This window comes from Gorillibacterium timonense, from assembly GCF_001457415.1.
Classification (GTDB): domain Bacteria; phylum Bacillota; class Bacilli; order Paenibacillales; family NBRC-103111; genus Gorillibacterium; species Gorillibacterium timonense.
Window position 1 is genome coordinate 1894740 of the sequence record NZ_LN881724.1, and the last position, 18667, is coordinate 1913406.

Sequence of the window (18667 nt, forward strand, 5' to 3'; positions counted from 1 at the left end):
TTCAATATCATTCATCTCATTAGGAGGAACACCTGTGAAACCATCGATCTCATCCCCTGTTAAATTTTCCTTTTCTGTCATCCTCGCCAGCGCTGTACTATTGACCGGCTGCGGTAAAGCCACCCCATCGGCGGCGACCGATTCTTCAACTGTCTCCGCATCTCCAAGTTCAGCAGTAACGGCATCCGCCTCACCCGCACCGGCTGAAGGCAAGAAATTGAAGGTTGTGGCTAGCTTTTATCCGATGTACGAATTCGCTCGCCAGGTTGGCGGAGATTACGCGGAGGTCACCGCACTCATTGGAGGCGGAGTTGAGCCGCATGATTGGGAACCGACGCCGAAGGATGTCGCGGCTATTCAAGAAGCGGATCTCTTTGTCTACAACGGCATCGTAGAAGGCTGGGCGGACAAGGTGATCACAAGTGCTGCGAGCGACAAGCGAGTCGATGTGAAAGCTAGCGAAGGCATTACGCTTGCGGAAGGGGAAGACGAGCATGACCACGACCATGAAGGGGAAGCGGGTCACGAGGAAGATAACCATGATTCTACAGGTGAAGGTAGCCATGAGGAAGAGGAGCATGGCTTGGATCCCCATGTCTGGCTGAGCCCCGTGCTCGCCCAGAAAGAGGTTCAAACCATCGCTGAGGCATACAAGAAAGCCGACCCTGCGCACAAGGACGAATACCAGAAGAACGCCGACGCTTATATCGCGAAGCTGAAAGAGCTGGATGAAGCCTTTAAAACGGATCTTCAAAACGTACTGCGCAAGGACTTCATTACCCAACACGCCGCTTTCGCTTATCTGGCAAAGGAATACGGACTCACGCAGGTTCCCATTGCGGGTCTATCCCCTGAGCAGGAGCCTTCTCCGGAGCAAATGGCAGAGGTCATTACGTTTGCTCAAGACCATCAGGTGAAGACCATCTTCTTCGAAACGTTGGTGGAGCCTAAGATCGCCGAAACCATCGCCAAGGAGATCGGTGCGAAGACCGATGTGCTCAATCCGCTCGAAGGGCTTACGGATGAGGAGCGGCAGAAGGGACTCGACTACATCGGCATCATGAAGAACAACCTGGAAGCCCTCAAGAAGGCGTTATCCGAATAGGCACCAGCTAAGAATGAAAAAGGAGGGAATCAGGAGATGCGAGTGATCGTAACATTAGCTTGTACGGAATGCGGAGACCGAAACTATATCACTACGAAGAACAAGAAGAATACGCCTGGTCGGCTAGAGTTGGTGAAGTATTGCCCGAGGTTGGCGAGACAAACCCTGCATAGGGAAACTCGTTAATGCAACAAAATATAAATATAATTAATGAAACCCTCTTCGGAATCCCATCGATCCGGAGAGGGTTTTTCAATTCGGAATTTTGTCCCTTTGTTTAGGCAAATTAATCGTCATCGCAATCAACAGAATGGAACTTTCTTGAAACCCAAATCGTCTATTCCTATGATTCGGTTCCCTGATCCTGGAGTGAAGAAGAAGTGTACCGATTGGATGCATGAGCTTCCCTCCTTTCGGAGATACCGAATGACGAGGGGCAGGATTACCTGCCCAACCCAAACGCGCAAAGGAGATATCCGTATGAAAGTCATCCAACCTCAACCCAACCGCCAATCTGTCAAACGCTTTGCCCCAACCAAATGGATATCGGTTCCTTTAGCCGTATCGCTGCTTGCCGGAGGAAGCCTTTCTATCATCCCGACTTCCGCCCTGACGGCCCATGCGGCTTCCACTTATTCGGGAGAAGAGACGCAAGCTGCGGCGAATGCCATCCTTCCGAAAACTCTCACGATGAAAATTAACGGCCAAGTGCAATCCGTTCCCGGGGCCGTCTCGAAGAATGGCGATACCACGTACGTCGCTCTCCGTTTTCTCAGTGACAAGCTGGGGCTGAAAGTCAGCTGGGACCCTGCGACCAAATCCTCCACCGTCAGCGGCCGTAATGTCACCATCGTGACGAAGGAAAGCGATCCGCGCCCCTATACGATTAACGGTCAAAAGATATATGGCACATCGCCAGTGATCCGGAATGGAACGACCTACATTCCGCTGCGGTTTTTCCTGGAGACCTTGGGCTATAACGTCGATTATAACGCCAACAAGCAGATTACGATTACGGCGCTGCCGATCAATGCTTTGACGATCACGACGAAGACCATCAACGAAACGACCAGCAAGCAGGAATTCGAGATTCAATACCCGCAGCTCACTGGATTGGCTGATAAAGCCGTTCAGGACAAGATCAATAGCTTTCTGAAAACGGAAGTCGAAAAAATGGCCGCAGAAGCCCGTAAGGATCTGAAGGAATCTGAACCGGGGGCCGCTCCGAACAGCTTCACCGTGAATTACTTCATCAAATCGAACGTCCATGACAAGCTGAGCCTCTATTTAGAGTCTTACCTGTATCTAGGCGGGGCGCATGGGTCACCTGCACGGATTCCCTTCACCTTTGATCTCAAAACCGGCAAAGTCTTGACGCTTCAAGAGGCAGCGCTCGGCAACCCGAACTACAAAACCATCATCAACAAAGAGATCAAGAAGAGATTCGCCAATCAGGATTATTTGCTGACGCCGTTCGAATCCATTAAGGATAACCAGTCGTTCTACCTGCAAAACGATGCGATCGTCGTCTTCTTCGATCCGTACGAATACACGCCTTACGCAGCGGGCTTCCCGGAGTTCACGCTTCCGCTCCGTCTGTTCCGGTAAATGCGGTGATATTCTTACGCTGAATAGGGAGCAGCGCGCTCCGATCTAGTGATACAGGACCTATGCAAAGAAGCTTCCATTGCCGCAATAGCTGCGGTTTTGGAAGCTTCTTTCGCATGTTCGCTCTTCTTCTTGCTAAGTCTCCGTTATCCTAGAAATTGCGATAGACGTAAGGATTCTTGGGTGCTTCAATCCGATCCCAAGAGGTGACTTCCAGCACAGGCAGCGTTTGCTTGAAGGGCTGGTACAGCTCCGACGAGAGAGTACCGGTGACATGGACCCAATCATCATCCTTCAGCTCGGTACCTTTGGGAAAATCGACCAGCATCCCGAACACACCAGAATCGGCGGCGCAATGGATGAAGCCGAAGCGGAAGACGAAGTAATGATTGCCTTCGACCTGTTCTCCTTTGTAAGCGAAGCCGTCGAAGGAGACGGTCTTGCTCATAAACTCTCCAGGGAAATTATATAGAACTTCCATCCCCTTCAAATAATCCGTTTCGTTCAGCGGAATCTCGTCCTTGCCCGCAAATTCGGCCAATTCCTTTTTCTTCAGCTTCTCGTACCCGTCCTTGCCGTAGAAGATGCTCGTATCCGGCCGCAGGAATTGATGATTGCCGGGATTGTCGGCGGACACATCGAGGCTGGGAAAGGAAAATCCCTTTGCCTTCACAAAGCTTGAGTCGAGGGTCTGAATAGGCAAAAAGATGCCGGTGTAAATGGGAACGCAGAGGATGAGATACGTAATCGCACGCTGAAGACGGGTCGTATTACCATGCGAATGGCCATCGTGGTCATGGGCGTGGGAATGCCCCATTTGATCGTGATCGTGAGCATGTCCGTGGTTATGCGCATGGTGATCGTGATCATGAATGTGATCATGATTGTGCGCATGATGGTCGTGATCATGCGCACGTTCGTGATCGTGAGCATGATGGTCGTGATCATGAATCTGGTTGCTAACAAGTGAATGGTTATCGTGTATCTCTGAGCCCGTATCCCGGTAGGTACTTTCCTGTAGATAAGGTTGACTGGGGTCATCCTGTTCTTCGTTATCGTGATGCTTCTCAGCCTTCTGTCGGCTCTCTTCTTCTGTGGCTTCCAGCGCTTTCCGCCGCTCTTCGGCGCGCTCTTCCCGGAAGACCCGGATGAATTCGACGACGCAGAGCAAGGAGAGGATGGCGATGGTCATATCGGACAAGTAGGCGTATTTGGTGTTGATGTACATGTTCAGATTGCCTTCCACACGAATGAACACGAACATCAGAACAAAACCAAGCATGATGACAAATCGTTTCATCCGAATAACCTCCCAACGATGAGAGAACCGATCAGCGTGAAGCATGTGACGAGGGCGATCAAGGCGATGACGAAGCGTTTGCGGAATGCGCCCAAGAGCATCAAGGTATTCTTGATGTCGATCATCGGTCCGTAGACGAGAAAGGCAGAGAGCGGACCGACAGAGAAGGTGCTGCGGAAGGAGGAGGCGATAAACGCATCCGCTTCGGAGCACAGCGACATCGTGAAGGCGAGTCCGATCATCACAAGCGATGCCATTAATGGGCTATTGCCCAGCTTCATCAACGACGAGGTGGGGATGAAGGTTTGCATGGAAGCGGCGATAAAGGCGCCGATGATCACATATTTGCCTACGGAAAAGAACTCGTCGATCGCATGAAGGCAAACGTGGTACAGCCTGCTCATCACCTCTCGGCTGCGGTTACGGTTGCGAGAAGCTCGATCACGAACGTCCGAGCGGGAGTTCAAGGTCGACTCTGAAGCGCAGGCCGTTTCCTCCGTATCGAGATGAACACGCGATCCACTCCCATCGGCGAGAGGCTTAGCGCCATTCGGATGAGAGGAAGGCTGTTTATAATCGCGAAGCGGCATAACCGGAAAGAGCAAGCCCAGAACGAGGGATACGCAGACAGCGACGACAAACGCCATTCCGGATCGAATCAGCACCATCTTCCAGCTGTTGCCGAAGGCGATATACGTAGCGAACAGGACGACCGGGTTGATGATCGGACCGGTCAGCATGAATCCGATTCCCGCTTGCAAAGGAACGCCTTTGTTCAGCAATCTTTTCGTGATCGGAACGATCCCGCATTCGCAGGAGGGGAAGAACACTCCGATACTCGCTCCGAACAACGTGGAGAGGAACCGATTCCTCGGCATGATTCGCGCAATCCAACGTTCAGAGAGAAAGGATTGAATGACGCCGGAGATCAGAACGCCAACTAGCACGAAGGGGATCGCTTCCATAATCATGCTGAGAAAGATTGTATTGAGTTGATAGAAGGTTTTCACTAGCCCACCGCCAATTCGGAAGTTTACGCATTCTCTACTATACTCCGATTTTGCGTGTGGGCAACTCATTTACGTTACTCTAGCCGTTCGAGTCGTTCCCGAATAAAAGAGCCGATGTGCTCGATGGCAGCCGTTGCCTCCGGCAGCAGGAACGCCATCGTTTGGAAGGCACACCACATGCTCTCCCAAATCTCCAACCGGACGGAGACGTCTACCGACTCCGCTGCGGTAGCAAATCGGACGGCGTCGCTCAACAAGACCTCGTCGCTGCCTACCTGGATGAGCAGAGGCGGAAGACCGGACAGATCGCAGCGAAGCGGGGAGAGGAGCAGAGGGATATCGGTTCCTCTGTCCTGCCAATAAGCCGATAAGAGCCGCTCATTCGCCTCCCGGCTTCCGGTGGGATCGTTCTTGGCATTCGATTCATACGATTCTCCGTCCAAATGTACGAGGTCGGTGTGCGGCGACAGCAAGAAAGCGCCGGAGGGAAGAGGGGCTGCTTCATCGCGCAGCTGGAGCAACGTCATCAGGACGAGACTGGCGCCGATGGAATCTCCCCCGAGAAGGATTCGTTCCGGCGCAAACCCAAGGCGGATGAGCGCTCGATAAGCGTTGAGGCAGTCCTCGTGGGCAGCCGGATAAGGGTGTTCGGGAGCCAGCCGATAATTGACGGTCAGCACGGGGGTTCTGCTTGTCCGTGAAATCCTGGCCGCCAGATCACGGTACACGGTCGCGCTGCCCGCCACGAAGCCGCCTCCATGCAGGTAGAGGATGACACTGTCGGACGCCAGCTGGGTCCCATCCTCCACATGGACCCATTCGCCAGCGATTCCTTCGGCGCCCGCTTCTCGGTATACCACTCCCGGAAGAGGGGGCAGCTGCTCGGCTTGTTTCACCAAGCCTTCGCGGATTTCGCTCACTGTTTGCTGGGAAAAGCCGGTTGTTTGCCTTAGCTGTTCTTTTACTTTCTCTGCTAACGGTTTGTTGGTCGCTTCAATCACTGTTTTCATCTCTTGCAGCCTCCTTCATTCGCTCATTAACCAGAGCGTATGCGCCCAGTTTAAAGCCTGTAGGTAGCTACAAGGTCAAGGTCAAAATCAAGGTAAAGGTCAAGGTCAAGTCGAGATCGAGTTTATCCCTCATCGGGTTCAACAGGTGCTTCATCCATCCGAAGCTCCCGCAAAGTCGCTCGAATATCCGGTTGTGGGTCCGTGCTGAGGATTTCCTGTTTCAAGTGGCGAAGGATCGTTTTCCGGACCTCCAATGCAGCGATTTCCTTCTCGGTAGAGGCCAGCTTGCGGTCAATGACTTGGGCAAATTCCTCAAGCGGGATGCCGACGCTGCCCGACTTCACCAGCGCCTTCCGGATTTCCTTCAACGTAAATCCGCAGCTTTTGGCATTCTTGACGAAGGTTAAGCGAAGCAGGGCTTCCTCTGTATACAAGCGATAACCGGTGTCGCTTCGGCGGGGAGGCGGCAGCAGGCCTTTCTCTTCGTAATAGCGCAAGGTTTCAAGATTGACTCCGGCGAGCTCGGCCAACTGGCCTCGCAAGTATTCGGTCATGAGGACTCCTCCCGGATAATGGGTTCTTTTTTCAGAATAGTCCTCCCTGCGGAAAGTATCCACTGCTCTTTTTTAAGTGGCATTGTCGTTGCAGCACTTTGGCTTATGCATTGGCAAAGCCTCGTTGAGGACGAGTAGGAACCGTTGCTTTCGGGTACCACTATGAGGAAGGAAAGGCAATAGGTGGGGTGAGTGAATGAGCGTCTACAAGCCGATGCTCTCGAAATCGCTAAGGGACAATCTGAACGAGCTGCGCAAACTTCTTCATAATCCGGATGATCTCCAAGTGAAATTCATCAAAGCCGGTGGAACGGATGATCCGTGCTTGGTTCTCTATATGGATGGCTTGGCAGATGATCGGCTCATCCAAGAGGACATCATTCATCTTCTGCAGACGATGAAGGAGGAGCGGGGGAAAGGAGACAGGGAAGCGGCTATCGGTAAGCTTCTGGATGATATGGAAGCGAGAGTGCTACCCGTTGGGATCGCGCGCCGTACGACATTATGGCAGGATTTGATTCCGGCGGTTTTGTCCGGCGATACGGTGCTTCTGATCGAGGGATGCGAGCAGGGGGTAGTCGTCAAGAGCCGGAAGTGGCCGGAACGAGCGATTGAGGAGCCGCAAACGGAGGCGTTGGTGCGGGGTCCGAGAATCGGCTTCACGGAAAGCATCTTCCGGAATTTGGCGCTCTTGCGCAGGCAAATTCGGGATAAGGAGCTTGTGTTTGAAACCCAAAGCATTGGCCGAAGATCGAATCAGGTATTAGCCATCTGTTACATTCAAGACATCGTGAACCTCAACATCGTCGAAGAAGTGAAGCGACGGCTGGCTTCGGTCGATATCGAATCGGCTCCTGAGTCCGGAACGGTGGAGCAGTGGATTGAAGACAGCTTTCTGTCTCCGTTCCCACAGCTCCTTCATACAGAGCGGCCGGATAAGGTCGTCTCCTCCATGCTTCAAGGAAAAGTGGCGATCCTGGTGGACGGGTCTCCATTCGCGCTTATTTTACCAACCACCTTCGTGTCGCTCATCCAATCCCCAGAGGATTACAACGAGCGCTGGCTGATCGGATCGCTCATTCGGCTGCTTCGCGTCATTGCCATTTTCATCACGCTGTTTTTGCCGGCTGTCTACATCGCTCTCGTGTCGTTTCATCAGGGGCTGATCCCGTTTACCTTGGTCTTCTCGGTGGCGGCAGCCCGCGAAGGCGTGCCTTTTCCCGCATTCGTGGAAGCCGTCCTGATGGAAGGGACGCTGGAGCTCTTGCGGGAAGCCGGGCTTCGGATGCCGAAACCGATGGGTCAAACCATTAGCATTGTGGGTGGTCTCGTCATTGGAGAGACGGCCATTCAAGCAGGCTTGGTCAGTCCGGTGATGCTCATCGTCGTAGCGGTAACGGCGGTTGCTTCTTTTGCCATCCCCTCCTACAGTGCCGGAATTACCTTCCGAATTCTTCGGTTTTGCACGATGATCGCCTCGGCGATATTCGGCTTTTTCGGAATCATTCTCGTCGCGATCATGATCGTGATCCATCTTCTGCGCCTGGAAAGCTTCGGAGTGCCCTATACAGCGCCCATCGCTCCTCAGCTCGGCTCGGACTGGCGCGATTTATTCATACGCGCTCCCCTTACCATGCTGAAGAATCGCCCCCATTTCATGCAGCCCCGCAATGCTCAACGAGCAAGCGAGGCGGGAAAGAGGAAATCGCCATGAGCTCTGTCGGCTATGCAGACCCGCTCGTCAGCCCGCGAGTTGTCACTTTTACCGTGAGTAAAATGATCATCGGAATCGGAATACTCACCTTGCCAGATGCGTTGACGAGCAGTACACATACAACGGACGGCTGGATCTCCATCCTGCTGGGCGGCTTGGTTGCCATCCTCTTCTCCGTACTTCTTGCGCAGCTTACGACAAGGTTTCCGCAAGCGAACTATCACGACATGATCAGCCGGATCACTCATCCCTTCGTGGCGCATGTTGCAGTGGGACTGTTCGCTCTCTACATGTTTCTATTCACAACCTATGAGATCCGGGGGTTGTCCAGCATCTCCAAGCTTTACCTGTTTGATGAAACGCCGGTTGAAGCCATCTGCCTCGTCTTCCTGCTTGTTCTTGTGTATGGGGCCTCTGGTTCCAGCTTGACTCTGCTCAGGCTGAATACGCTTTTCCTGCCTGTCGTTCTGATTGTTCTGTTCATCCTGCTGATGTTCGGTATGAAGGCTTTCCACATCCAAGAGCTTAAGCCGATGTTCATCACCCCTGCATGGAGTATTGCGGCAGCCTCCAAGACAACGGTTTTTTCCTATCTCGGGGCGGAGATTCTTCTCTTCTACAATGTCCACATCGGTAAACCGGAACATACGAAGAGGGCGGTTGTCATTGGGATGATCATCCCGATTGCAGTTTACCTGTCGCTCTTTCTTGTGGCGATCGGGGTGTTCAGCGAAGTCGTCGTAGAGAACACCCTATATCCGATAGCCGAGCTGGCGAAGCAGGTGGAGGTTCCCGGCGGTTTGATCGAGCGGTTCGAATCGTTTTTTTTCCTCAGTTGGGTGCTCAGCTTGTTTTGTACGGCTGTGATGGCGCTCGATGTGACGATTCTCGCGATCCAATCGCTGCGGCCGCGAACCGAGCGAATACGGCTTCTGCTCATTCTGGCTCCATTGTTGTTTCTCGTGTCCTTACAGCCGCGTAATCTACTCGAATCTCGAACTTATGGCGAATGGATCAGCTACATGGGGATTGTGGTTGGGTGGATTCTGCCTGCGTTTTTCCTGCTACTCGCTGTTCTCCGGGGGATTAAAGGAGACGCGAAGTCGCAATGAGCGATAGAAGGAGGGGACAGGATGATAACGCGCATCTACAGATTACCGCTCGGCCTCAGCGTTATCCTTCTTCTGACCGGCTGCTGGGACAAGATCGAAATCGAGGACCGCGGCTTCATCGTGGCGACGGCCATCGATCAAGCTCCAGAGCGGAAGCTGAAGGTGACCTATCAAATGGTAGTTCCCAAAGCCATGCAAAATAAATCTTCAGAGGGCGGGCCTGAGGAGCCTTTCTTTAATCTCTCAGCAGTCGCGAATACTCTCTTCCTCGCAACCCGGGATATGTCCAACACGTCCAGCAGGCCGCCTTATCTGGAGCATAATCGCGTGATTTTATTATCCGAAAAACTATCCCGGGAAGGGGATATCGGCAATGTCCTGGACTTGCTCGTTCGCGACTCGGAGACGAGGAGGGCGGCCAAGGTTATGGTAACGAAAGGAGAAGCGGCCCAAATTCTCTCCATCAGGCCCCGGCTCGAATCTCTGCCTGCCCAGTACATCGACTCCACCGCCGAAAATCCGCGGAAGACGGGTTCGATCACACCACCGACCAATATTGGAGATGTTCACCGGTTTCTGCTGCGCAAGGCTAGCTTCGCTATGCCGGTTATCGCCGGGTTTCCGGATGACCATAAGATCATGTTGAGCGGAGCGGCCGTTTTTCACGGCAAAGACAACCGATTGAGGGGGTTTTTGAATGCGGAAGAGACCACAAGCCGGAATCTGATCACCGGGTCGATCAAATCCACCGCGATTGAAACAAAGCTGGAGGACGATTACATCGTGTATGAGGTAAAGAAGCTGAAACGACGTATACGGGCAAATACCGCGAGTCCGAGGCACCCCGTATTTGATATCGACATCGAGACCCAAGGCAACTTGGGTGAGTCACACTTGGAGCTGTCCGTGTTGGATCATTCACTTATTCAGAAATCGGAGCAAGCGTTCGAGCGTAAGATCGTGCAAATGACCGAAGAAGTGATCCGCAAGCTTCAATCGGAATACAAGAGCGACATCTTAGGGCTGGGTGAATTCCTTGACAAGAATCACCACCGAATCTGGGAGCAGATTGAACCGGATTGGGAGGACGGAGAGCAGCTGTTCTCCAACTGCGAGGTTCGCGTTCATGTCCGTGTCGAGGCTGCCTTCGTCGGTTCCATTCTCAAAACGGAGTAGAGGAGGGGAAGCATGCAAGCCTTCATGCGCATTCCATCAATCGAGGTAATGGGGTATACGGTGCTAGCCTTTCTTATTCCTTATGCGGTCTATCGAGTGAATCAGCTCCTCCATCAGTATGGAGATCCTCCGTGGAAGAAGGAAACTCCGGATACCCAAAAAGAAAAATCGAACGACTCCGATACTTTGTGAAATTTGGAACGTCATAAGAATGTCACTTGATTTTCGTAAGTGACTGGGTTATGCTCGGAATAAGAAAATCAAATGAAAACAAAGATCTTCGGGGCAGGGTGCAAGTCCCTACCGGCGGTAACGTCTTCGGACGAAGCCCGCGACTCCCGCACATGCAGGGACTGATCTGGTGCAATTCCAGGGCCGACGGTGAAAGTCCGGATGGTAGAAGATCGACAAGCCGCTTAGCGGAGCTCTGCTTCCGTACGCTTGTTTGACCAGGCCCCTTATCTGCGAACACGCAGGGAGGGGCCTTTTTTACCGCAATGTCTCGAAAGTCAGAAGGAGCCGCTCATGAGTCAGATGAACAATGTCCAAGTACCCGTTTCACCCGCTATGCGCATGCCGCGCGTGCGCAAGGAATTCTGGTTTGTTGTAATCGGCGCGGCCCTGTGGGGCGTCGATCCGCTGTTCCGCAACCTGCTGCTGCAGCACATGACTTCGACGCAGCTCGTCTTCCTGGAGCATATCCTGCTCGTGCTCGTCGCCGCACCGGTGCTCTGGAAAAATCGCGCTGATCTGAAGGGGATCGGCATCCGCCAGCTTGGCGCGCTACTCTTCGTCTCATGGGGAGGGTCGGCCATCGCGACCGTCCTGTTCACTCGAGGCGTCGCCTACGGAGATTTGAATGCGGTCCTGCTGCTGCAAAAGCTTCAGCCGATCATGGCCATCCTGCTCGCAAGACTCGTTCTCAAAGAAGCCCTGCCGAAATCGTTCGGGGTGTTTGTTGCCATCGCTCTCGCCGGCACGTATCTGCTGACGTTCGGTTGGACGCTGCCTTTCGGGGACCACATGGAATTCATCAAAGCCGGAAATTTGTATTCGATCGGAGCCGCTGTCCTCTGGGGCGGATCCACGGTTATGGGAAGCTACCTGCTTCGTTCCATGAAATATGAAACGGTAACGTCGCTCCGATTCACGATGGCTCTTCCGCTCTTGTTCGTCATGGTGCTGGTCACCCGCGATGCCTGGCATTTGCCGACTGAGCTCGGACCTATCGCCGGAGTTACCGTCAATCTGCTGCTGCAAGCGCTCCTGCCGGGCCTCCTCAGCATGCTGCTGTATTACAAAGGGCTCAGCGCCATCAAAGCCTCTTACGCCACCTTGGCCGAGCTCAGTTTCCCGATGGCGGGGATCTTGATCAATTGGCTCGCGTATCATCTCGGCTGGCTTGCCGACAAGCAGGTCGTTACCACGGCTCAAATCACGGGCTTCCTGTTGATCTGGGGGGTCTTGTACTTGATTTCGAGGCAAAAGCAAAGCGCGAACGAACTGCCCAATTGAGCGAAGGTTCAGACTCGTTAATGTCGTTCCATCATCATATAATTAGGCAAAAAAAGGAACGGTCTCCGCTAAGGAGGCCGTTTTTCATTTGTTGTTGCTTCTATAGGTTCGGTAACTTCATCATTTCCACACATTTGATGGGTAAAGTAGGTTATAAAGTGACAAACATCACATCGAGTAGTGTGGAGGGATTCAGATGAACAAAGCCATCAAAGCAGCGGGGACTCTTCTGCTGATCGGTTCCATCCTGGCGGGATGCACGATTGACAAGCGTGACAAGGAAGCGACCGAGCAGGCTTCGCAAACGGAAACTGGAGCGGCTGCACCGTCAGCAACGGCAGCACAACCTGCAACGGGCACACTAACAGCTGTCCCTTGGCTGGCAACCAAGAACACAACCCGCATTCAAACCTCCGATCCGGTAGAAGCCGCGATCTTGGTTTCTCGGACCTTGTGGCCCGCCTTGTCGGAAGCGAGCCGTACCGCAAGCGTCGTGCTGACCGATCCGGCGAATTGGCAGATTGCGGCTGTCAGCGCCGACTTGATTCACCATCCGAGCAATGGTCCTGTGCTCTTTCTCACGAAGGATGAAGTGCCGTCCGCAACGCTTGCCGAGCTGAAGCGGTTGAATCCGTTGGGTGCGGAAGGGAATAGGGGCATTCAGGTTGTCATCGTAGGCGATGTAGGAGAAAATGTAATCCATCAGCTAACGGAGGCAGGCTGGAAGACCGACGCGATACCCGGCAGCGATCCGGCGCAGGTGGCGCAGGCGGTTGACGCCTATTACGCCAAGGTTGCAGGCGAAATGCCGGAAGGCGTAATCATCGGCTCTTCGGAAGAGGCGGACTACACGCTACCGGCGGTCAACTGGATCGCCCATATGCCGGAACCGCTGCTCTATGTCGCGAAGGACGAAATTCCCGCGGCGACAGCGGAAGCCTTGAAGAACCGCAACGGCAAGGCGCAACTTTACGTTCTCGGTCAGTCTACCGTCATCTCTGACAAAGTTGTCAACGAGCTGAAAAACTATGGCACGGTGACGCGTATTGCCGGTAAGAATCCTTATGAGAATGCGGTAGCCTTTGCAGCCTTCAAGGATCAAGCGACGGACTTCGGCTGGGGAATCACGACGCCTGGGCACAATTTCTCGTTTGTCGCCAAGGGACAAGCGGCGCTCGCCATAGCGGCGGCCTCCTTTTCCCATCTGGGCAAGCATGCGCCTCTCCTGCTGACAGACAAAACCGGAATGCCAGCTCCGGTTATGGAGTACGTCATGAGTCTACAGCCGAAATTTAAGGACTCCCCAGCGGAGGGACCGTACAATCACGCTTGGCTGACGGGGGATGCAGCTGCCATCAGCGTTAAAGCGCAGGATGAAATCGATCAAATGCTAGAAATTGCTTCGGACAACGGAGCCAACCCGCACTCCGGGCATTAATTTGGAAAGAAGAGGGATCGCATGAGCGGGCTATCGGTTCTTATCGTGGATGACGAATGGAACATGCGCAATCTGCTCAAAATCTTTTTGCGCAAGGAAGGCTTTACCGTATACGAGGCAGCAAACGGGCGAGAAGCGCTCGCTCTCATCGGTAAGCAGTCGTTCGCGATCGTTCTGCTGGATGTCATGCTGCCGGACATGGACGGGTGGCAGGTTTGCCGCAAGATCCGGGAGGAGAACAACGTCCCGCTTCTCATGCTGACGGCCCGTACAGATACGAAGGACAAGGTGCAGGGCCTTCGCATCGGAGCGGATGATTACGTGACCAAGCCGTTCGAGCCGGAGGAGCTGATCGCCCGAATCCATTCGCTGCTTCGCCGCACGGGAGTCCAGCGCAGTCAGCCAGCGAACCGTGTTCTCCACTATTCGGAGATGGAGATTGACCCGGAAGGAAGGCGGGTGATGATCGCGGGCAAGGAAGCGGATTTCACTCCGAAGGAGTTTGAGCTCTTCTGTCTCCTGGGGGAGAATCCGCGGCGTACTTTCACCCGCGAGGAGATTGTCGAGCGATTGTGGGGACTTGAGTTTGAAGGGGAATCGCGTGTCGTGGATACCCATGTGAAGAATCTTCGGGAGAAAGCGCAGCGAGCCGGACTTTCTTACCAACCGATCCGAACGGTTTGGGGAGTCGGTTACAAATTTCATGCGGATGGTGCGGGGGAATGAGGCTTACTAAGCTTGGATTACGGCTTGGCTTGGCGATGCTCTCTCTGTTAATGGTGATCATTCTCCTGCTCGGTCTGACCATCGACCGCATGTTTGCGACCTTCTACGAAGCGGAGATGAAGACGGAGCTGGACGAACTGGCAAGCCATTTTATCTCGATGGCTTCGTCAGGAGAGGTGGACTTGGCTCATTCGCTGGATACCTTCGCGGAGTTCTCCGATGTGACCCTGATTGAGGTTGACAATAGCGGGCGCTCCGTTCTTCATTCCGGCAGTCATGATCCCGGCGATCTGACGTTTATCCGTTCCGAGGATCTTACCTCCATCCAGGCAGGCGAATCCATCCGCTTTTTCCACCGAACAGCTGGAGGCGAGAGGTTCCTCGTTGCAGGCCAGCCCTTTGATGCGCCAGGCAAGGAGCGGACTGCGCTCTATGTCTTGTCCTCCACTCGGCATATGGATGAATCGCTGCACGCGATTCGCAACCTCCTCGGCTTTTCGGCTGCTGGAGCTATCCTGCTCGCCCTCGGCCTAATCTGGATTCTTGCGGGTGCTCTGACAAGGCCGCTCGTGACCATGCAGCAGGCTACTCGAAGGATCGCAGTAGGCCGGCTTGAGACGCGGATTGAAGCGGAACGTCGAGACGAAATGGGAGATTTGGCGCGCGCAATTAACGAAATGGCCTCCGAGCTGGAGAGAAACCGAGATACGAAGCAGGAGTTTTTCGCCACCATCTCCCATGAGCTGCGGACCCCGATCACGTATCTGGAGGGCTACAGCCGTGTCCTGCAGGAGGGGTTGTACGATAATGAAGAGGAGCGAGATCATTACCTGACTATTGTCCGTCAGGAGGCAAACCGGCTGCACCGCTTAGTGGACGATCTGTTCGAGCTTTCGCGGATGGAGGAAGGGAATCTCGATATCACCCTGGAAAGGGTAGATTTGAATGGGCTTGCGGTCAAAACGGCGGAAAGAATCGGCAATCGAGCGCGGGACAAAGGACTTTCGGTCAAACTGCTCCTGTCCGGAGAACCCATTCTGATTCAAGGTGACCCGCAGCGGATGGAACAGGTGCTGCTCAATTTGGCCGAGAACGCCATTCGTTACACCGAACGTGGAGAGATCCGCTTCCGCGTCGCTGTGGAATTGAATGCGACCGCTCTTCTCGCGGTTGAAGACACCGGAATCGGGATTGCGCCGGAAGAACTGCCGTATTTGTTTGAGCGGTTTTACCGAGTGGAAAAATCTCGCTCGCGAGAATACGGAGGCAGCGGCATCGGACTGGCCCTCGTTAAGCAAATGACGGAGCTTCAGGGAGGAACCGTTCATGTGGACAGCGTTCCCGGGGAAGGCAGTCGGTTTGAGCTGCGCTTTCCGCGCTTGAGGGAGCAGGAGGGAGACCCGCAATGAGAAAGAAGGACGTCTTCATGGCTCTGCTGCTGATCGCGATGGGGCTTGCCTGCCTCAGCTTGTCTGCATATTCTTTTCGCTATGAAGGTCTGTTCACTCCACGAGGTTATATGCGTTCCTTTTGTGGTTGGACGTTCGGTCTGCTTGTGCTCGGCTGGCTGGTCTACACCGGTGTAAAAGGGTGGAGAGCGCGGAGGTCCCGGCGCTGATGGGAGCTAAGCGGATCGATCCGGCGAATCGCATTTCCGGGATAGCCAAAAGGGTCCTCTTGTATTAAGCTGGGTAGAAACAAGTTTTAGGAGGACAGCTAGAAATGAACGCCATTGCGAGAAGGATCAAAGATCTTGAAGGATATAGGCCTGAACGGACGGCTCAGCCGGATCTGGAGGCTTTTTGGGAGAATACGCTTCAGGAAGAGCGAGCAGCCGAGCTTAAGGGAGAAAGAACGAAAGTGGACTCTCCGCTCTGCGGAACGACCGTTTATGATACGGTGTACGCCGGTTTTGCCGGAACACCCATTCACGGCTGGCTGCTCCTCCCGGAAAATGCTCCTCGCCGTCCGCTTCCCTGCATCGTGCTGTATCACGGATATACCGGTTCGCGCGAGCTGCCTGAGCATCATGCCGCATGGCTGTTGATGGGATATGCAGTCTTTGCGATGGATGTTCGCGGACAAGGCGGAATCACCGGCAATACGCTGGATCAGACCAACGGGATGTCCAAGGGGTGGGTAACGCAAAATATCCATGACAAGGATTCCTATTACTACAAAGCCATCACGGTCGATGCGATGCGGGCGGTGAGGTTTGTTCGCGAGCAGCCAGAGATTGATTCCGAAAGGATCATCGTCATGGGAACGAGCCAGGGGGGCGGACTTACTCTCATGGTCAGCGCCCTCATGCCCGAGGAGATCTGCGTTTCGGTTGCTTCCTTGCCGAATATGTGCCATCTCGATCACGGGATTCTGAATTCGGCAGGCTCGATCTCAGAAGCGGCGGATTATGTGGGAAGACATCCGGAGCAGCTCGATCTTGTCCTGGAGACGCTCAGCTATTTCGATGCCATGAACCTGGCGCATCGAATCGAGAAGCCGCTGCTCTGTTCGGTCAGCCTGAAGGACCCGGTCTGTTCGCCGGATACCATCTATGCTGCTTACAACCGGATTCCGACTCAGCAAAAAGAGATGGTCGTGTACCCGTTCAACGGGCATTGGACAGGACCGGATCACATGCGGAGAGCTCATGAATTCATCCGCAAGCATTTGGAGCAAGTATGAGCCAAGGGCGGAAAGCCAAAGGAATCCTTCTCGTATTGACCGCCGCCTCCTTGTGGGGGATATCGGGCTCTGTCGCTCAATATCTGTTTGAGCAGCACCATCTCCGACCGGAATGGCTGGTCGATGTCCGACTGCTTGTCGCCGGCCTCGCCATGCTGTTGATCGTTTCGGTCCGCAGCCCGGGCCGAATCTGGCGGATATGGGCATCGCCGAAGGACGTGCTGGAGCTGCTCCTGTTCAGCCTGCTCGGCATGCTGGCGGTTCAATACACGTATTTCGCCGCGATCCGCCATGCCAACGCGGCGACCGCGACGGTCTTGCAGTATTTGGCTCCCGCCCTCATCTGCTGTTACCTTGCTTTGCGGCGGCGGACAATGCCGACCGCGCGCGAGCTGACCGCCGTTGCCCTCTCCTTCGCAGGCACGCTGCTGCTTGCGACCCACGGCCGGATCGGTTCGCTTTCGATGACACCCGCTGCGCTAATCTGGGGCATCGTTTCAGCGATTGCCCTTGCCTTTTACACGCTACAGCCAATTCGGCTTCTGCGGGAATGGGGTTCCGGAACGGTAGTCGGGTGGGGGATGCTTCTCGGAGGGATCGCGCTAAGCTTTGTACAACCTCCCTGGCGATTTTCCGGGGATTGGAACCTGTCAAGCGGTCTCGGTGTAGGCTTTATCATCCTCTTTGGGACGCTGATCGCTTTCTTCTGCTATATGGAGAGCTTAAACATTCTGGATGCTTCCGAGACCAGCGTCCTCGCTTGCCTGGAGCCTTTGACCGCTGCCTTGCTCGGTGTGTTGTGGCTGGGCAGTGCCTTCGGTCCGATCGACTGGCTGGGAGCCCTGTGCATCATCGGCACAGTGGTGCTTCTATCCCTTTCTCAGAGCCAAGCCCGGAACAAAGTCATGAAGAGAACCCGGCAGGAGGCGGCCGTTCTTGCCGATCCGCCGCTGCAAGCAAGAGAATGAAAGGAGGAAATCAATTATGAATGCGGTACATATTGTCAATTCGGAAGTGATGGACGGGATTCAAGCTTACCGTGCCAAAGCGGAAGATGCGGATGCCCTGTCGGAACTCATGCTATCTACAGCGCGCTGGCTGAAAAGCACCGGCTCGACCCAATGGAACAAGCTGCTGAGCGGGGAAGACGATCACCGCATGCCCGATGCGATCGCGAGGGGAGATGTGTTCGGATTTCGCGACCCCGACAAGGCTGAGTGGGCCGGAATGATGATCCTCCAATGGAACCCGAGCGATTGGGATCACCGGCTGTGGGGGAATGAAGACGGCCGGATCGAGCAGGCGGTTTACATCCATCGGCTGATGGTGAACCGCGACTATTCGGGCAAGGGTCTGGGAAGCGCCTTTTTGAAATGGGCCGAAACCGGGGCAAGCTATCCCGGTAAGGAGTTCCTCCGGTTGGATTGCATCGGGCATAACCAAGCCCTCAACCGTTTTTATCCATCCTGCGGCTTCCGCTATTGCGGAGAGAAGGATGGCTTCCATCTGTATGACAAACCGATTCCGAATAAGTGAGACAAATGAAAATGTACAGAGTACAGCGGCTCTCCTAATGGGGGAGCCGTTTTCATCTATCAAAACCGCGTAACGGCGTCATACGGCTTGATCCGACGATTTTGTGAATATCCCCACATTCCCATCGGGATTTGCTACACTTAGCAAAAAGCAAAAAGCAAAAAGCAAAGAGAAGGAG

The 18667-nt window shown here is 54.1% G+C and carries 19 protein-coding genes and 1 riboswitch; of the genes, 15 read left to right on the top strand and 4 right to left on the bottom strand.

The window, feature by feature from the left end:
- Nucleotides 1-46: 46 nt before the first annotated feature.
- The 3 genes from BN2684_RS21305 (at nucleotide 47) to BN2684_RS21310 (ending at nucleotide 2713) form a co-directional block, all read left to right on the top strand.
- On the top strand, nucleotides 47-1105 hold the full coding sequence (locus BN2684_RS21305; protein ID WP_058304672.1) for a metal ABC transporter substrate-binding protein: 1059 nt from the start codon (nucleotides 47-49) through the stop codon (nucleotides 1103-1105).
- Between the two features lie 36 nt (nucleotides 1106-1141).
- On the top strand, nucleotides 1142-1291 hold the full coding sequence (gene rpmG / locus BN2684_RS24070; protein WP_082652114.1) for a 50S ribosomal protein L33: 150 nt from the start codon (nucleotides 1142-1144) through the stop codon (nucleotides 1289-1291).
- 294 nt (nucleotides 1292-1585) lie between these two features.
- A complete protein-coding gene (locus BN2684_RS21310; protein WP_058304097.1) occupies nucleotides 1586-2713 on the top strand; it encodes a stalk domain-containing protein in 1128 nt (375 codons plus the stop codon).
- A 151-nt stretch (nucleotides 2714-2864) separates the two neighbouring features.
- Here the strand turns inward: BN2684_RS21310 and BN2684_RS21315 are convergent, their stop codons facing one another.
- The 4 genes from BN2684_RS21315 to BN2684_RS21330 form a co-directional block, all read right to left on the bottom strand.
- Nucleotides 2865-4013 (bottom strand): TIGR03943 family putative permease subunit, encoded by a 1149-nt coding sequence (locus tag BN2684_RS21315; protein WP_058304098.1) that lies wholly within the window; start codon nucleotides 4011-4013, stop codon nucleotides 2865-2867.
- Nucleotides 4010-4984, bottom strand: a complete 975-nt coding sequence (locus BN2684_RS21320; protein ID WP_234340330.1) for a permease — start codon at nucleotides 4982-4984, stop codon at nucleotides 4010-4012. The genes BN2684_RS21315 and BN2684_RS21320 overlap by 4 nt, the downstream gene beginning before the upstream one ends.
- Before the next feature lie 113 nt (nucleotides 4985-5097).
- Complete coding sequence (locus tag BN2684_RS21325) at nucleotides 5098-6033, bottom strand: alpha/beta hydrolase (RefSeq protein WP_058304100.1); 936 nt, start codon at nucleotides 6031-6033, stop codon at nucleotides 5098-5100.
- 122 nt (nucleotides 6034-6155) lie between these two features.
- Complete coding sequence (locus BN2684_RS21330; protein ID WP_058304101.1) at nucleotides 6156-6587, bottom strand: MerR family transcriptional regulator; 432 nt, start codon at nucleotides 6585-6587, stop codon at nucleotides 6156-6158.
- 196 nt (nucleotides 6588-6783) lie between these two features.
- Here BN2684_RS21330 and BN2684_RS21335 point away from each other — a divergent pair, with 196 nt between their 5' ends.
- The 12 genes from BN2684_RS21335 (at nucleotide 6784) to BN2684_RS21390 (ending at nucleotide 18489) form a co-directional block, all read left to right on the top strand.
- On the top strand, nucleotides 6784-8301 hold the full coding sequence (locus BN2684_RS21335) for a spore germination protein (protein ID WP_058304102.1): 1518 nt from the start codon (nucleotides 6784-6786) through the stop codon (nucleotides 8299-8301).
- A complete protein-coding gene (locus BN2684_RS21340; RefSeq protein WP_058304103.1) occupies nucleotides 8298-9413 on the top strand; it encodes a GerAB/ArcD/ProY family transporter in 1116 nt (371 codons plus the stop codon). The genes BN2684_RS21335 and BN2684_RS21340 overlap by 4 nt, the downstream gene beginning before the upstream one ends.
- A gap of 21 nt (nucleotides 9414-9434) precedes the next feature.
- Complete coding sequence (locus BN2684_RS21345) at nucleotides 9435-10589, top strand: Ger(x)C family spore germination protein (protein ID WP_058304104.1); 1155 nt, start codon at nucleotides 9435-9437, stop codon at nucleotides 10587-10589.
- A gap of 12 nt (nucleotides 10590-10601) precedes the next feature.
- A complete protein-coding gene (locus BN2684_RS21350) occupies nucleotides 10602-10781 on the top strand; it encodes a hypothetical protein (protein WP_058304105.1) in 180 nt (59 codons plus the stop codon).
- 80 nt (nucleotides 10782-10861) lie between these two features.
- Nucleotides 10862-10998, top strand: a riboswitch (FMN riboswitch).
- 116 nt (nucleotides 10999-11114) lie between these two features.
- Nucleotides 11115-12104, top strand: coding sequence for a DMT family transporter (locus BN2684_RS21355; RefSeq protein ID WP_058304106.1), 990 nt, complete (start codon nucleotides 11115-11117; stop codon nucleotides 12102-12104).
- 196 nt (nucleotides 12105-12300) lie between these two features.
- Nucleotides 12301-13542, top strand: coding sequence for a cell wall-binding repeat-containing protein (locus BN2684_RS21360; RefSeq protein WP_058304107.1), 1242 nt, complete (start codon nucleotides 12301-12303; stop codon nucleotides 13540-13542).
- Between the two features lie 21 nt (nucleotides 13543-13563).
- Nucleotides 13564-14268, top strand: a complete 705-nt coding sequence (locus BN2684_RS21365; protein ID WP_058304108.1) for a response regulator transcription factor — start codon at nucleotides 13564-13566, stop codon at nucleotides 14266-14268.
- A complete protein-coding gene (locus BN2684_RS21370) occupies nucleotides 14265-15677 on the top strand; it encodes a sensor histidine kinase (RefSeq protein WP_058304109.1) in 1413 nt (470 codons plus the stop codon). The genes BN2684_RS21365 and BN2684_RS21370 overlap by 4 nt, the downstream gene beginning before the upstream one ends.
- Nucleotides 15674-15886 carry a hypothetical protein gene (locus tag BN2684_RS21375; protein ID WP_058304110.1) on the top strand — a complete coding sequence of 71 codons (213 nt, stop codon included), beginning with the start codon at nucleotides 15674-15676 and terminating at the stop codon, nucleotides 15884-15886. The genes BN2684_RS21370 and BN2684_RS21375 overlap by 4 nt, the downstream gene beginning before the upstream one ends.
- Nucleotides 15887-15990: 104 nt before the next feature.
- Nucleotides 15991-16953, top strand: coding sequence for an acetylxylan esterase (locus BN2684_RS21380; protein ID WP_058304111.1), 963 nt, complete (start codon nucleotides 15991-15993; stop codon nucleotides 16951-16953).
- Nucleotides 16950-17921, top strand: coding sequence for a DMT family transporter (locus tag BN2684_RS21385; protein WP_058304112.1), 972 nt, complete (start codon nucleotides 16950-16952; stop codon nucleotides 17919-17921). The genes BN2684_RS21380 and BN2684_RS21385 overlap by 4 nt, the downstream gene beginning before the upstream one ends.
- Before the next feature lie 16 nt (nucleotides 17922-17937).
- Nucleotides 17938-18489 (top strand): GNAT family N-acetyltransferase, encoded by a 552-nt coding sequence (locus BN2684_RS21390; RefSeq protein ID WP_058304113.1) that lies wholly within the window; start codon nucleotides 17938-17940, stop codon nucleotides 18487-18489.
- Nucleotides 18490-18667 lie beyond the last annotated feature (178 nt).

Bases quoted from the DNA above. Each gene is read 5' to 3' on its own strand.
- rpmG (WP_082652114.1), top strand. From the start codon at position 1,142: ATGCGAGTGATCGTAACATTAGCTTGTACGGAATGCGGAGACCGAAAC.
- BN2684_RS21320 (WP_234340330.1), bottom strand. From the start codon at position 4,984: ATGATTATGGAAGCGATCCCCTTCGTGCTAGTTGGCGTTCTGATCTCC.
- BN2684_RS21325 (WP_058304100.1), bottom strand. From the start codon at position 6,033: ATGAAAACAGTGATTGAAGCGACCAACAAACCGTTAGCAGAGAAAGTA.
- BN2684_RS21315 (WP_058304098.1), bottom strand. From the start codon at position 4,013: ATGAAACGATTTGTCATCATGCTTGGTTTTGTTCTGATGTTCGTGTTC.
- BN2684_RS21385 (WP_058304112.1), top strand. From the start codon at position 16,950: ATGAGCCAAGGGCGGAAAGCCAAAGGAATCCTTCTCGTATTGACCGCC.
- BN2684_RS21370 (WP_058304109.1), top strand. From the start codon at position 14,265: ATGAGGCTTACTAAGCTTGGATTACGGCTTGGCTTGGCGATGCTCTCT.
- BN2684_RS21340 (WP_058304103.1), top strand. From the start codon at position 8,298: ATGAGCTCTGTCGGCTATGCAGACCCGCTCGTCAGCCCGCGAGTTGTC.
- BN2684_RS21365 (WP_058304108.1), top strand. From the start codon at position 13,564: ATGAGCGGGCTATCGGTTCTTATCGTGGATGACGAATGGAACATGCGC.
- BN2684_RS21310 (WP_058304097.1), top strand. From the start codon at position 1,586: ATGAAAGTCATCCAACCTCAACCCAACCGCCAATCTGTCAAACGCTTT.
- BN2684_RS21375 (WP_058304110.1), top strand. From the start codon at position 15,674: ATGAGAAAGAAGGACGTCTTCATGGCTCTGCTGCTGATCGCGATGGGG.
- BN2684_RS21380 (WP_058304111.1), top strand. From the start codon at position 15,991: ATGAACGCCATTGCGAGAAGGATCAAAGATCTTGAAGGATATAGGCCT.
- BN2684_RS21390 (WP_058304113.1), top strand. From the start codon at position 17,938: ATGAATGCGGTACATATTGTCAATTCGGAAGTGATGGACGGGATTCAA.
- BN2684_RS21345 (WP_058304104.1), top strand. From the start codon at position 9,435: ATGATAACGCGCATCTACAGATTACCGCTCGGCCTCAGCGTTATCCTT.
- BN2684_RS21330 (WP_058304101.1), bottom strand. From the start codon at position 6,587: ATGACCGAATACTTGCGAGGCCAGTTGGCCGAGCTCGCCGGAGTCAAT.
- BN2684_RS21355 (WP_058304106.1), top strand. From the start codon at position 11,115: ATGAGTCAGATGAACAATGTCCAAGTACCCGTTTCACCCGCTATGCGC.
- BN2684_RS21335 (WP_058304102.1), top strand. From the start codon at position 6,784: ATGAGCGTCTACAAGCCGATGCTCTCGAAATCGCTAAGGGACAATCTG.
- BN2684_RS21360 (WP_058304107.1), top strand. From the start codon at position 12,301: ATGAACAAAGCCATCAAAGCAGCGGGGACTCTTCTGCTGATCGGTTCC.
- BN2684_RS21350 (WP_058304105.1), top strand. From the start codon at position 10,602: ATGCAAGCCTTCATGCGCATTCCATCAATCGAGGTAATGGGGTATACG.